The 12,624-nt window shown below is 72.3% G+C and carries 14 protein-coding genes; 8 read left to right on the top strand and 6 right to left on the bottom strand.

Going from position 1 to position 12,624, the window contains the following annotated elements; genetic code table 11:
• Window positions 1-11: 11 nt before the first annotated feature.
• Window positions 12-560, bottom strand: coding sequence for a hypothetical protein (locus tag ACQPW6_RS10170; RefSeq protein WP_433889243.1), 549 nt, complete (start codon window positions 558-560; stop codon window positions 12-14).
• Window positions 561-642: 82 nt separating this feature from the next.
• Entirely contained in the window at window positions 643-2,427 is a 1,785-nt protein-coding gene (gene leuA / locus ACQPW6_RS10175) for a 2-isopropylmalate synthase (protein WP_433889244.1), read from the bottom strand.
• 303 nt (window positions 2,428-2,730) lie between these two features.
• Between leuA and ACQPW6_RS10180 the strand changes: the two genes are divergently transcribed.
• Together ACQPW6_RS10180 and ACQPW6_RS10185 are read left to right on the top strand one after the other, a co-directional pair.
• Window positions 2,731-3,840, top strand: coding sequence for a M4 family metallopeptidase (locus tag ACQPW6_RS10180; protein ID WP_433889245.1), 1,110 nt, complete (start codon window positions 2,731-2,733; stop codon window positions 3,838-3,840).
• Window positions 3,841-3,854: 14 nt separating this feature from the next.
• Window positions 3,855-4,118 (top strand): protealysin inhibitor emfourin, encoded by a 264-nt coding sequence (locus ACQPW6_RS10185; protein ID WP_433889246.1) that lies wholly within the window; start codon window positions 3,855-3,857, stop codon window positions 4,116-4,118.
• A gap of 12 nt (window positions 4,119-4,130) precedes the next feature.
• Here ACQPW6_RS10185 and ACQPW6_RS10190 read toward each other — a convergent pair whose 3' ends face one another.
• The gene (locus tag ACQPW6_RS10190) at window positions 4,131-5,597 is read right to left on the bottom strand and encodes an MFS transporter (protein ID WP_433889247.1); all 1,467 of its coding nucleotides are present in this window, start codon (window positions 5,595-5,597) and stop codon (window positions 4,131-4,133) included.
• A gap of 127 nt (window positions 5,598-5,724) precedes the next feature.
• Here ACQPW6_RS10190 and ACQPW6_RS10195 point away from each other — a divergent pair, with 127 nt between their 5' ends.
• Complete coding sequence (locus ACQPW6_RS10195; protein WP_433889248.1) at window positions 5,725-6,768, top strand: Lrp/AsnC family transcriptional regulator; 1,044 nt, start codon at window positions 5,725-5,727, stop codon at window positions 6,766-6,768.
• A 49-nt stretch (window positions 6,769-6,817) separates the two neighbouring features.
• On the opposite strand, the gene era is transcribed toward ACQPW6_RS10195, so the two are convergent.
• Window positions 6,818-7,768, bottom strand: a complete 951-nt coding sequence (gene era, locus ACQPW6_RS10200) for a GTPase Era (RefSeq protein WP_433889249.1) — start codon at window positions 7,766-7,768, stop codon at window positions 6,818-6,820.
• Window positions 7,769-7,987: 219 nt separating this feature from the next.
• On the opposite strand from era, the gene ACQPW6_RS10205 reads away from it, so the two are divergent.
• On the top strand, window positions 7,988-9,334 hold the full coding sequence (locus ACQPW6_RS10205; RefSeq protein WP_433889250.1) for an ammonium transporter: 1,347 nt from the start codon (window positions 7,988-7,990) through the stop codon (window positions 9,332-9,334).
• Window positions 9,331-9,669 carry a P-II family nitrogen regulator gene (locus ACQPW6_RS10210; protein ID WP_433889251.1) on the top strand — a complete coding sequence of 113 codons (339 nt, stop codon included), beginning with the start codon at window positions 9,331-9,333 and terminating at the stop codon, window positions 9,667-9,669. Before ACQPW6_RS10205 ends, ACQPW6_RS10210 begins: the two co-directional genes overlap by 4 nt.
• 103 nt (window positions 9,670-9,772) lie before the next feature.
• Here ACQPW6_RS10210 and ACQPW6_RS10215 read toward each other — a convergent pair whose 3' ends face one another.
• Window positions 9,773-10,132, bottom strand: a complete 360-nt coding sequence (locus ACQPW6_RS10215; protein WP_433889252.1) for a cytidine deaminase — start codon at window positions 10,130-10,132, stop codon at window positions 9,773-9,775.
• A 114-nt stretch (window positions 10,133-10,246) separates the two neighbouring features.
• Between ACQPW6_RS10215 and ACQPW6_RS10220 the strand changes: the two genes are divergently transcribed.
• The gene (locus tag ACQPW6_RS10220; RefSeq protein WP_433889253.1) at window positions 10,247-10,429 is read left to right on the top strand and encodes a hypothetical protein; all 183 of its coding nucleotides are present in this window, start codon (window positions 10,247-10,249) and stop codon (window positions 10,427-10,429) included.
• Between the two features lie 61 nt (window positions 10,430-10,490).
• On the opposite strand, the gene ACQPW6_RS10225 is transcribed toward ACQPW6_RS10220, so the two are convergent.
• The gene (locus tag ACQPW6_RS10225; RefSeq protein ID WP_433889254.1) at window positions 10,491-11,114 is read right to left on the bottom strand and encodes an RraA family protein; all 624 of its coding nucleotides are present in this window, start codon (window positions 11,112-11,114) and stop codon (window positions 10,491-10,493) included.
• Window positions 11,115-11,297: 183 nt separating this feature from the next.
• On the opposite strand from ACQPW6_RS10225, the gene ACQPW6_RS10230 reads away from it, so the two are divergent.
• The gene (locus tag ACQPW6_RS10230) at window positions 11,298-11,654 is read left to right on the top strand and encodes a histidine triad nucleotide-binding protein (protein WP_433889255.1); all 357 of its coding nucleotides are present in this window, start codon (window positions 11,298-11,300) and stop codon (window positions 11,652-11,654) included.
• Between the two features lie 13 nt (window positions 11,655-11,667).
• On the top strand, window positions 11,668-12,573 hold the full coding sequence (locus tag ACQPW6_RS10235) for a ribonuclease Z (RefSeq protein WP_433889256.1): 906 nt from the start codon (window positions 11,668-11,670) through the stop codon (window positions 12,571-12,573).
• Window positions 12,574-12,624 lie beyond the last annotated feature (51 nt).

A 12,624-nucleotide genomic window follows, 5' to 3' on the forward strand; every position in this document is an offset into this window, starting at 1 on the left:
CAGGGACACCTTCAGCGTTGGGTCACGAAGGACGAAATACGATCGTTCCACTGGTCGCCCACGTACGGCTGATCGCCGGTCCAGATGTGCGAGGGCCCGCCGTAGACGCTGTCCCGGAAGCCCCGCACCACCGTGCAGCGGCCGAAGACGCGGAACGAGGAGATGCTGTCGTTCCAGCCGCGGCCGAGCAGCTCGCCGACGTCGGGGATGCCGTAGCCGTCGATGCCGCAGGGTCCGGCGCTGTCGCGGACATCGGTGCTGTCGCCGCTGTAGCCGGCGTCCTTGTACACGGTCATCAGCAGGGTGCCGGCCCGGCCGGCCCTGGTCGCCGCGGCGGCTCCGCAGCGGGCGCTGGGCTCCGCCAGGCCGTGCAGGGTGATGACGCAGTGGTACGGCTGCCGCGGGGCGGGAGCGGGGGCCGCCGCGGGGGCGGCCGGGGCCGCGGCGGCCGTCGCCGTCGCGAGGACGGCGGCGACCGTCGCCAGGCGGGCACCGCGGGTACGGCGGGTGCTGCGGGTACCGCGAAGGCCACGAGTGCTGCGGGACGCGTTCTGGAGCATGGCGTCACCGTAAGGAGCCGCCGCTCGGCCGGTGCGAAGGACAAGCGGCGGCCCGAGGAATTCACCCGGGTGCGTGACCCGGTCAGCGCCCCGCGCGGTTGACCGCCGAGGTGACCGCCTGCAGCGAGGCGCGGACGGTGTTGGGGTCGATGCCGATCCCCCACAGCACCTTGCCGTCGATCGCGCACTCGATGTACGAGGCGGCCCGCGCGGACGCGCCCTCGCTCATGGTGTGCTCGGAGTAGTCCAGCAGCCGGGCGTCGATCCCGATGCCGGCCAGCGCGTCGAAGAACGCCGAGATCGGGCCGTTCCCGGTGCCGGTCAGCTCGGTCTCCACACCGTCGACGACGGCCTGCACGGTCAGCACGTCGCTGCCGTCGTCCGCGGTGGCGGTCTGCGGCGCCGAGCGCAGCGCGATCCGGCCCCAGGCGTTGTCGGTGGTCGGCAGGTACTCGTCCTGGAAGACCGACCAGATCTGCGCCGGCGTGACCTCGCCGCCCTCGCTGTCGGTCTTGGCCTGGATGATCTTGGAGAACTCGATCTGCATCCGGCGCGGCAGGTCCAGCTTGTGCCCGTTCTTCAGCACGTAGGCCACGCCGCCCTTGCCGGACTGCGAGTTGACCCGGATCACGGCCTCGTAGGAGCGGCCGACGTCCTTCGGGTCGATCGGCAGGTACGGCACCGCCCACTCGATCTCGTCCACCGTCTTGCCGGCCGTCGCCGCCTCGGCCGCCATCGCGTCGAAGCCCTTCTTGATGGCGTCCTGGTGGGAGCCCGAGAAGGACGTGTAGACCAGATCGCCCGCGTAGGGGTGGCGCGGGTGGATCTCCATCTGGTTGCAGTACTCGGCGGTGCGGCGGATCTCGTCGATCTCCGAGAAGTCGATCTGCGGGTCCACGCCCTGGCTGAACAGGTTCATGCCCAGGGTGACCAGGTCCACGTTGCCGGTGCGCTCGCCCTGCCCGAACAGGCAGCCCTCGATCCGGTCGGCGCCGGCCATGATCGCCAGCTCGGCGGCGGCGACGGCGGTGCCGCGGTCGTTGTGCGGGTGCACCGACAGGCACACGTACTCGCGCCTGGACAGGTTGCGGGACATCCACTCGAAGCGGTCGGCGTGCGTGGAGGGCGTGGAACGCTCGACGGTGGCGGGCAGGTTGAGGATGATCTCGCGGCCCTCCTCGGGCTGCCAGACGTCCATCACGCCCTCGCAGACCTCCAGCGCGAAGTCCAGCTCGGTGTCGGTGAAGATCTCCGGGCTGTACTGGTAGCCGAACACCGTCTCGTCGGTGAGGATCTTGTCGGCGTACTCCATCACCAGCCGGGTACCGTCCACCGCGATCTGCCTGACCTGGTCGCGGGTGCCGCGGAAGACCACCCGGCGGAAGACCGGCGCGGTGGCGTTGTACAGGTGCACGGTGGCCTTGCGGGCGCCGCGCAGCGACTCCACCGTCCGCTCGATGAGCTCCTCGCGGGCCTGGGTCAGGACGGAGATCGTCACGTCCTCGGGGATCGCGTCCTGCTCGATGATGGAGCGGACGAAGTCGAAGTCGGTCTGCCCGGAGGACGGGAAGCCGACCTCGATCTCCTTGTAGCCCATCCGCACCAGCAGGTCGAACATCTCGCGCTTGCGGGCCGGCGACATCGGGTCGATCAGTGCCTGGTTGCCGTCCCGCAGGTCGGTGGACAGCCAGCGCGGGGCCTTGGTGATCCGGGCCTGCGGCCAGGTGCGGTCGGGGATGTCCACCTGCTCGTACCGGCCGTATTTGTGGATCGGCATCGCGCTGGGGCGCTGGGCGACGGTCGCGGCGGTGATCGGCGTGGCGCGTCCTACCCGGTTCTCACCGGATACGCGGTTCTCACTGGTCATGGGCTCTGGCTCCTCGGGAGGTCGGCGGTGGGACGGCCGACGGCGATGCACGCCAGAACTCCGCGGGGAGGGGGTCGGCCTACGACTACAGGCCCTCGCCGCGGCAGCTAAGGAGAAGCAGCCCGAAACGCATGATGGGACGACCCTAACCGAGGGCGCCGTCATCGTGCAGCCAGTACGTACGCCCTCTCAGTATGCAAGACGGATGACGGTGTCCACCAAAATCCTGACGATTCGCTCATTTACGTGGATCATGGCCGGAATCACTGACAGTTGATGTGACGCGTGCCACATTCATCTGTCATGGATGCCTTTTGCACGATCGTGCCGCCGCACGTCCTGGACAAGCTCGCGCAGGCGCCGGACCCGGCGGTGTCGGAGCCGGCCCGCCGCACCCTGGAGACCGACGCGCGGGAGCGGACCCGGCGCCGTCTGAACGGGGTGCGCGCGCTGGCCGCGCAGCCCGCCGCGCCGGCCGGCAACCCGTCCGACCAGCCCGAGCGCACCGTCTACGACGCGAAGCACGGGGACGCGCTGCCCGGCCGCAAGGTGCGCGACGAGGGCGGCAAGGCCACGAAGGACGAGAGCGTGGGCCGCGCCTATGACGCGCTCGGCGCGACCTTCGAGACGTACCTGAAGGCGTACGCCCGGCACTCGATCGACGGCCGGGGGCTGCCGCTGGTCGCCAGCGTGCACTACCTCAAGGGCTACAACAACGCCTTCTGGAACGGGCAGCAGATGGTGTTCGGCGACGGGGACGGCGAGATCTTCCTCGACTTCACCCTCCCGCTGGACGTCATCGGCCACGAGTTGACGCACGGCGTCACCCAGTACAGCGCGAACCTCGACTACTTCGGGCAGCCGGGCGCGCTCAACGAGTCGGTCTCCGACGTGTTCGGCAGCCTGATCAAGCAGTTCACCCTCGGGCAGAGCGCCGACCAGGCGGACTGGCTGATCGGCGCCGGCCTGCTCGCGCCCGGCGTGCACGGCGAGGCGCTGCGCTCCATGAAGGCGCCCGGCACCGCCTACGACGACCCGAGGCTCGGCAAGGACCCGCAGCCCGCCACGATGGACGGCTACGTCACCACCTCGCAGGACGACGGCGGCGTGCACCTCAACTCCGGCATCCCCAACCACGCGTTCTACCTGCTGGCCGCCGAACTGGGCGGCAACGCCTGGGAGACGGCCGGCCAGATCTGGTACGACACGCTCACCGGGGGAAGCCTCTCCCACAGCGCGCAGTTCGCCGACTTCGCCGCGGCCACGGCGGCCGCCGCGAAGGCCCGTTACGGCGAGGGCGCGCAATACCAGGCGGTGCTCTCGTCGTGGCAGCAGGTGGGCGTCACCCCCACCCCCGCCACCGGAGCCGCCGGGCTGCCGCGCCAGCAGCCCGGCCAGCCGCAGAAGGCCTAGTCCGAGGGGGCGTTGTGCGCATCGAAGTGATCAGGACCGGCGGCTTCACCGGCATCGAACGCCGCGCCGTCCTCGACACGACCGGCCGCCCGGACGCCCCCCACCTCGACTCCCTGGCCCGCGCCTCCCTGACCCCCTCCCCCCACCCGTCCCCCCCGGCCCCCGACGGCTTCCGCTACGAACTCCACATAGACGCCACCACCCTCCACTGCACGGACCCCCACCTCACCCCCTCCCAACGGGAGTTGATCCAAGCGGTCCTCCACGAGGGCGCATAGCACATACCGGGCTCAGCTCCGTGCCTGCGCGGCCGGGGCCTTGCGGACCTCCGGGGACTCCGTGGCCTTCACGGCCGGCGGGCCGGTCGGGTGGGGTTGGGGCTTGGGGGTGCGGACCACGGTGAGGACCAGGAGGGCGCCGGCCAGGGCGGCTGCCGCGGCGTAGAGGGAGATGCGGTCGATGGCCGAGGCGTAGGCGGTGTGGGGGGTGCCGCCGGCGGTGGTCACGGCGCGGACGCGGGCGGTGAAGATCGCGCCGAAGAGGGCGATGCCCAGGGTCATGCCGAGCTGGCGGAAGGTGTTGACGGCGCCGCCGGCCGTGCCGGCCCGGTCCGGGGGCACCGAGTCCACCGCGGCGGAGACCAGGACCGGGGTGGCGAGGCCCACGCCGACGCCGATCACCGAGAGGCCGGCGAACAGCGAGGACTGGCCGGAGCCCGCGTGCACGGTGGCCCACAGCATCGCGCTGCCCGCCCCGATCAGCAGCAGGCCGCCGCCGATCGGCACCCGGGGCGCGAACTTGTGCATGTGCCGGCCGGCCACCGCCGCGGCCACGAAGGCCGTACCGGCCATCGGCATCAGCGCAAGGCCGCCGCGCACCGGGCTCAGGCCGAGCACGTTCTGCAGCCACAGCGAGACGAAGATCAGCCCGCTGAACGCGGCCACCTGGTAGATCAGCGCGCCGGCCAGCAGGCCGGCGAAGCTCGCCCGGCGCAGCAGCGACAGGTCCAGCATCGGTACCGGCGCCCGCAGTTCGGCCACCACGAAGCCGACCACCGAGAGGGCCGAGACGGCGAAGGCGGCCAGCGTCAGCGCCCCCGTCCAGCCGTGGTCGCCGCCGCGGATCAGCGCGTAGGTGAGGGAGGCGGCGGCCAGCGTGAAGGTGGCCGCGCCGGGCAGGTCGAGCCGTACGCCCGCCTTGCGCTGCGTGGCGGCCGGCAGCGCCTTCAGCGAGAGCAGCACCGCGGCCAGCGCGATGGGCAGGTTCACCAGGAAGATCGCCTGCCAGCCGAAGCCCTGGGTGAGCAGCCCGCCCATGACCGGCCCGGCCGCCGCGGCGGCGCCGTTGACCGCGCCCCACACGCCGAACGCGACCCCGCGGTCCCGCCCCTGGTAGGTGGCGGTGACCAGCGCCGCCGACGTGGCGAACATCGCGGCGGCGCCCACCCCCTGCACCGCGCGGGCCGAGATCAGCACGGCCGCGTTCGGCGAGAGCGCGCAGGCCAGCGAGGCGAGGGCGAAGACGGTGAGGCCGGCCACGTACAGCCTGCGGTGGCCGAAGAGGTCGGCGAGCGAGCCGGCCACCATCAGCAGCGCGGCCAGCGCGAGGGCGTAGATGTCCACGACCCACTGGAGTGAGGAGAAGGAGGCGTCGAGGTCGTCGGCCATCCGGGGCAGTGCGACGTTCACGATCGTGACGTCGACCAGCAGGATGAAGGCGCCCAGGCAGATCGCCACGAGGGGCAGCCACTTGCGCATGGTGGGACTCCGTTCAGGTGTGCGAGGTGTCGTTCAGCGCGCGGTCTCCAGGCTCCGGCACGGCCCCGACCCCTCCACAGCCAGCGCCCTCCGCACGGCGGAATCCGACATCATCTAGCTTGGGTGAATGGAATCCGACACGAGCTGGTATCCGCTGAGCGGACTCGACATCCAGGATCAGCGCGTCGTGCAGGCGCTGCAGATCGACGGCCGGGCGCCGTTCAGCCGGATCGGCGAGGTGCTCGGGGTGTCGGACCAGACGGTGGCCCGCCGGTACGGGCGGCTGCGCTCGTCGGGGCTGCTGCGGGTGCTCGGGCTGCTCGACCCGCTGCGGGTCGGGCTGACCCCGTGGATGGTCCGGGTGCGCTGCACGCCGGACGCGGTGGCGTCGATCGGCGACGCGCTGGTCCGCCGGGAGGAGACCCGCTGGGTGAACCTGATGTCGGGCGGCACCGAGATCTCCTTCCTGGCGCAGCCGTCCGCGCCCGGCCAGGATGACGCGCTGCTGCTGCAGAAGCTGCCGCGCACCCCCCGGGTGGTGCAGATGACCGCGCACGCGATGCTGCACGTCTTCTTCGGCCAGGAGCTGAGTCCGGTGAGCCGGCTCGGGCCGCTGACACCGGAGCAGATCGCCGCGCTGACCCCGGCCGACGCGCCGCCCTCGCGGGCGGTGGAGGAGGCCGCTGGAGGGTTCTCGTTCGACGCCGAGGACCGCCGGCTGCTCGAACTGCTCGCGGTCGACGGCCGGACCCCCGCCGCCGAACTGGCCGCCGCCGTCGGCTGGTCGGCGACGACGGTACGGCGCCGGCTGGCCGAACTGCGGTCGGCGGGCACGCTCTACTACGACCTGGACCTCGACGAGGGCGCGCTGCGCTGGCAGTTCAGGGCCGGGCTGTGGCTGGAGGTCGAACCGGCCCGGGTCGACGAGGTCGGCACCGCGCTCGCCGACCACCCGCAGGTCGCGTTCGTCTGCGCCACCACCGGTACGTCCAATGTCTACGCGGCCATCAACTGCGCGGGCCCGGCCGCCTTCTACCGCTACCTCACCGGGCCGGTCGCCGCGCTGCCCGGCATCCGGCACACCGAGACGGCCCCGATCCACCGGGTGATCAAGGGCCCGAGCCCGTATCTGCGGCCGGCCCGCAACGCGCCGCAGTCCGCCCGCGGTTGAGCCCGGTCCCCAGAAGTTCGGGTATCCGGAAGTCCGGGTACCCGAACGGTCAGAAGCCGAGCTTGCGCAACTGCTTCGGGTCGCGCTGCCAGTCCTTGGCCACCTTCACATGCAGGTCGAGGAAGACCGGCGTGCCGAGCAGCGCCTCGATCTGCTGCCGGGACTTGGTGCCGACGTCCTTCAGCCGGGCGCCCTTGGGGCCGATGATGATGCCCTTCTGGCTGGGCCGCTCGATGTAGAGGTTGGCGTGGATGTCCAGCAGCGGGCGGTTCTCCGGCCGGCCCTCGCGCGGGATCATCTCCTCCACCACGACGGCGATGGAGTGCGGCAGCTCGTCCCGTACGCCTTCGAGCGCGGCCTCGCGGATCAGCTCCGCGACCATCACCAGCTCGGGTTCGTCGGTCAGGTCGCCCTCGGGGTAGAGCGGCGGGCCCTCGGGGAGCAGCGGGACCAGCAGGTCGGCCAGCAGGTGGACCTGGTCGTCGCCGACCGCCGACACGGGCACGATCTCGGCCCATTCCAGGCCGAGGTCGCGGCCGAGCTTGTCCACCGCGAGCAGCTGCTGGGCGAGCTGCTTGGAGTCGACCAGGTCGGTCTTGGTGACCACGGCGACCTTGGGTGTCTTCTTGATCCCGGCCAGCTCGCGGGCGATGAACGTGTCGCCCGGGCCGAGCTTCTGGTCGGCCGGCAGGCAGAAGCCGATCACGTCGACCTCGGACCAGGTGCTGCGGACGACGTCGTTGAGCCGCTCGCCGAGCAGCGTGCGGGGCTTGTGCAGCCCGGGGGTGTCGACCAGCACGAGCTGCGCCTCCGGCCGGTGCACGATGCCGCGCACGCTGTGCCGGGTGGTCTGCGGGCGGTTCGAGGTGATCGCCACCTTCGTGCCGACCAGAGCGTTCGTGAGGGTGGACTTGCCGGCGTTGGGCCGGCCGACGAAACAGGCGAAGCCGGACCGGTGCGGGGCATCGGCGGGCTGGGTACGAGCGCTCATGCCGCCCATTCTCCCCGATGAGCGGAGGCCGCGCGGACGCGGCGGCCGCAGCGGCGGCCCGCACCCCCTCCGGAGCGCCCGCCGAACCCGTGCGACGCGGGCAGCACCGCGCGCACCACCGCGGGCCGGGGCGTGAGGATCGGGAAACGCCCGCGCAACACGAAACACCACGGAAACACGGAGGTCCACATACGGTAACGCGGGCCCGTGACGCTTCCCCTACCCGTCATGGAAGGGACCCCCCTCGTGCTGCTGCTGTCCGCCGCTCAGCCCGCCATCGACTCCGGTGACACCGCGTGGCTGCTGGCCGCCACCGCCCTCGTGCTGCTGATGACGCCGGGCCTCGCGCTCTTCTACGGCGGCATGGTCCGCAGCAAGAGCGTGCTCAACATGTTCATGATGAGCTTCGTGTCGATCGCGCTGGTCACGATGGTCTGGCTGCTGGCCGGCTACACCCTCGCCTTCGGCAACGACGTCGGCGGCCTCGGCCTGATCGGCAACGCCGACCACCTCGGGATGCACGGCATCGGCCCGACCGCCGTGCACGGAAAGGTGCCGACCCTGCTCTTCGCCACCTTCCAGCTCACCTTCGCGATCATCACCGCCGCCCTGATCAGCGGCGCGGTGGCCGACCGGGCCAGGTTCGGCGCCTGGATGGTCTTCGTGCCGGTGTGGACGCTGGCCGTATACGTGCCGGTGGCGCACTGGGTGTTCGGCCCCGGCGGCTGGGTGGCCGCCAAACTGCACGCGCTGGACTTCGCCGGCGGCACCGTCGTCGAGGTCTGCTCGGGCGCCTCCGGTCTGGCGATCGCGCTGGTCCTGGGCCCGCGGCTCGGCTTCCGCCGGGACTCGATGCGCCCGCACAACCTGCCGCTGGTGCTGCTCGGCGCCGGCCTGCTGTGGTTCGGCTGGTTCGGCTTCAACGCCGGCTCCGCGCTGGGCGCCAACGCGCTGGCCGCCGCCGCGTTCGTCAACACCCAGGCGGCCGGCTGCGCCGGACTGCTCGGCTGGCTGATCGTGGAGAAGCGCCGGGACGGCCACGCCACCACGCTCGGCGCCGCCTCCGGCGCGGTGGCGGGACTGGTCGCGATCACCCCGGCCTGCGGCAGCGTGGACCCGGGCGGCGCGGCGCTGGTCGGACTCGCCGCCGGTGTGCTCTGCTCGTACGCGGTGAGCTGGAAGTTCCGCTGGGGCGTGGACGACTCGCTCGACGTGGTGGGCGTCCACCTGGTCGGCGGCGTGGTCGGCACCCTGCTGATCGGCCTGCTCGCCACCGAGACGATGACGCACGGCCCCGAGGGCCTGTTCTACGGCGGCGGCCTCGGCCAGCTCGGCAAGCAGGCGGTCGCGATCCTGGCCGTCGGGGCGTACGCGTTCGGTGCCACGTACGGCATCGCGTGGGCGGTGAACCGGTGGATGGGCCTGCGGGCGAGCGAGGAGCAGGAACGTACCGGCCTCGACCTGACCGTGCACGCGGAGACCGCCTACGATCACGGCGTACTGACGCACGGCATGTCGCACGGCGCGTCACACGCCACCGCCCCGCACTCCCCGGACAGGAGCCCACTGGCATGAAGCTGGTCACCGCCGTCATCAAGCCGTTCAAGCTGGACGACGTGAAGACGGCGCTACAGGAGATGGGCGTGCAGGGCCTCACCGTCACCGAGGCCAGCGGCTACGGCAGGCAGCGCGGCCACACCGAGGTCTACCGGGGCGCCGAGTACCGGGTCGATCTGGTGCCGAAGGCACGGATCGAGGTGCTGGTGGAAGACGCGGAGGCGGACCGGGTGATCGAGGTGCTGGTGGCCGCCGCCAGGACCGGGAAGATCGGCGACGGCAAGGTGTGGTCGGTGCCGGTGGAGACGGCGGTGCGGGTCCGGACGGGTGAGCGGGGGCCGGACGCGCTCTGAGCGGTGCTTTTACGGCGCCGGACGCGATCCGAGCCGGGCTCGCGTAGGGCGCTGGACAGGCTCCGAGCCGGGCTGGACGCGCGCTTTGGCGGTTCCGCGCGCGTCAGCCCGCCGTGACCGTGGACCGTACGGTGCCGTCCGGGCCGGCCAGGATCACCGGGGCGGACGCGCCGCCGAGGTCGCGGACCGCCGCGCGGTCCTCCGGCGAGGCGGCCTGCGCCTCGGTGACGACCGCCGCGGCCTCCAGCGACTTCGCGCCACTGGCCACGGCCATCGCCACCGCCGTACGCAGCGCGCTCAGCTCCAGCGAGGGCAGCGCGACGGAGCCGGCCACGTACGTCCTGCCGGTCTCGTCGCGGACGGCGGCACCTTCGGGGACGCCGTTGCGGGCCCGGGCCGACCTGGCCAGAGTGATCAGCTTGCGGTCCTCGGGGTCCAGCGGTTCGCTCATACGCGCGAGCATAGAGGGTGCCTCCGGCGGTACCTCTCCGTGTCCGGAAATGCGCGTTCGGCTACCGGCACCTAGCCTGGCGGGAGCAGTGTCGTCATCCGAGGTGATCACGCCATGCTCCTGCACATGCCACTCGTCATCGCGCTCGCCGTCATCACGGTGTTCCTGAAGCGGAAGGGCGAGCTCAAACCCACCCACGCGCTGGCCTGCGGCGCCTTCGGCTTCTATCTGGCCGGCAGCACGCTGGCCGGGTCCATCCACGCGGCCAGTGCGAACGTGCTGTCGATGATCGGCCAGTTCGGTACGTGAGCCGAGGCGGGGGCCCGGGCAACCCCCGGCCGGCCCCGCCTACCCCTGCCGGCTCCCCCGGTCAGCCCTCGAAGCCGCCGGCGGCCAGCGCCTTGTCGATCTTGGCCCGGTGCGCCTTCTCCCAGTCGTCCAGCGACTCGGCGGCCTCCTGGGCCAGCTTCGCGAGCGCCGCGGCCCGTACGTCCTCCATACGGGCCGCCGGTACGACCACGATGCCCTCCTCGTCGGCCACGACGACGTCCCCGGCGTTCACCTGGACGCCGCCGACCCGCACGGGGCCGCCCAGCGGCTGGACGGCCTTCTTGGTGCCCGGCTTGGGGACGACCCCGCGGGCGAAGACCGGGAAGCCCATCTCGCGCACCTCGGCGAGGTCCCGGATCACGCCGTCGATCACGAAGGCCGCGATCCCGTTGCGCTGCGCGACCGCGCAGACGTTGCCGCCGGCCATCGCCCAGTCCGCGTCGCCGGCCTCCACGACCACGACGGAGCCGGGCGCGGCACGGTGGATGGCCGCGTGCAGCATGAGGTTGTCGCCGGGCGGGCAGCGGACGGTGAACGCGGGGCCCGCCACGCGTGGCGGCGTGGGCCACAGCGGGTGGATGCCGAGGTCCATGACCTGCTCGCGGTCCAGCAGGTCGGCGAGGGTGGTCGGCGGGATCTCGGCGAACCCGGTGATGTCGCTCATACGTTCCTCGTTCTCTCGCTCGGGCCGCTCGCGCGCCATGGGCGCTTCGTTCGCGCGGCTCCTGCCGCTCGCGCCGCGGCCCCGGGCACGCTAACACCCGGAATCGATCATGCCGAGGCGGGCTGCGGGTAGCATGCGGCGGGGCCGCGGGGTGAGCGGCCCGCCGTCGAGAGGAGTGCCGCCGTGGCGGGAGAACCGCAGGCCGACTGCCTGTTCTGCAAGATCGTCGCCGGGGAGATCCCCGCGACCGTCGTCCGCGAGACCGCGACGACGATCGCCTTCCGGGACATCAGCCCCAAGGCGCCGACGCATGTCCTGGTGATCCCCCGCGTGCACTACCCGGACGCGGCCTCGCTGGCGGCCGGTGATCCGGCGGCGGCGGCCGACGTGCTGCGGGAGGCCGGCGAGGTGGCCGCGCAGGAGAAGGTGGACGGCACCGGCTACCGGATCATCTTCAACACCGGCGAGGGCGCGGGTCAGACCGTCTTCCACGCGCACGCCCACGTGCTGGGCGGTCGCGACCTGCACGAGCTGGTCTGACGGCAGGCTGCCGATGTCCGCACGCGAACTCGTCGTCCTGGGGACGGCCAGCCAGGTGCCGACCCGGCAGCGCGCGCACAACGGGTACGTGCTGCGCTGGGACGGCGAGGCGATCCTGTTCGACCCGGGCGAGGGCAGCCAGCGGCAGATGCTCTACGCCGGTGTCGCCGCGAACGACCTGACCCGGATCTGCGTGACGCACTTCCACGGCGACCACAGCCTGGGGCTGGCCGGGGTGATCCAGCGGATCAGCCTGGACCGGGTGCCGCACCCGGTCGCCGCCCACTACCCGGCGAGCGGGCAGCGCTACTTCGACCGGCTGCGGTACGCCACCGCGTACCGGGACGGCGCCGATGTGCGCGAGGAACCGGTCAGCGGCGAGGGGGTGCTCGCGGTCACGCCGGCCTACACGCTGGAGACCCGCGCGCTCTCGCACCCGGTGGACGCGTACGGCTACCGGCTCACCGAACCCGACGGCCGCCGGATGCTGCCGGCCAAGCTGGCCGAACTCGGCATCCGGGGGCCGGACATCAGCGTGCTGCAACGCGAAGGGGCCCTGCGGGGCGTCACGTTGGACGAGGTGAGCGAGCAACGCCGGGGCCAGCGCTTCGCGTTCATCATGGACACCCGGCTGTGCGAGGGCGTGTACGCGCTCGCGGACGGCGTCGACCTGCTGGTCATCGAGTCCACGTTCCTGGACGAGGACGCCGGACTCGCCGAGGAGTACGGGCATTTGACGGCGGGTCAGGCCGCCGCCGTGGCCAGGGACGCGGGGGTGCGGCACCTGGTGCTGACGCACTTCTCGCAGCGGTACCAGGACCCGGCGGTGTTCAACGAGCAGGCCAGGGCGGCGGGTTACACCGGCGGGCTGAGCGTGGCCGAGGACCTGATGCGGGTCCCGGTCCCCAGACGCCGCTGAGGACCGGGAGGTCCCGGGCCGTGACTCGCGGGCTACCGGCGGTCGGCGCCC

The sequence above is a fragment of the Streptomyces sp. CA-111067 genome (genome assembly GCF_050956065.1).
Classification (GTDB): Bacteria; Actinomycetota; Actinomycetes; order Streptomycetales; family Streptomycetaceae; genus Actinacidiphila.